Source organism: Pseudomonas sp. AC463 (genome assembly GCF_979253585.1).
The window spans coordinates 1-280 of sequence record NZ_CEEDDZ010000502.1 but is presented as its reverse complement, the minus strand read 5'-3'; the positions used below and the strand labels follow the sequence as shown (position 1 = coordinate 280).

The 280-nt window shown below is 56.1% G+C and carries 1 protein-coding gene; it reads right to left on the bottom strand.

Features of this window, described 5'->3' with window-relative positions:
* Positions 1–176: 176 nt before the first annotated feature.
* Positions 177–280, bottom strand: a 104-nt coding sequence (locus AC0IYH_RS31155; protein WP_471838062.1) for a hypothetical protein, incomplete at its 5' end; no start/stop codon positions are given.

Sequence of the window (280 nt, the reverse complement as noted above, 5' to 3'; positions counted from 1 at the left end):
ATCATCGAGGCAGTAACGAACAGACCTAACAGTACAGAACGCTTCATGTGTATCTCCTTGAACTGAGGGATCCAGGCTTCGCTGACCGCTGGGCGAGCCACCGAATGGAGGAAAAGCCCCGATTTTTCGGGGCCTGCTCTGTGGATTGCCGTCTCGCTCAAGAGTTCTATTTTTTTTCAGACAGCCTTCGCCCGTGTCACCCGATCCACCAGATAAACCAGCCCGTGGTAGTCGATGCCACCGTGCTGGGTCAGGCCGATTTCGCAGGTGCGGCTGGTGG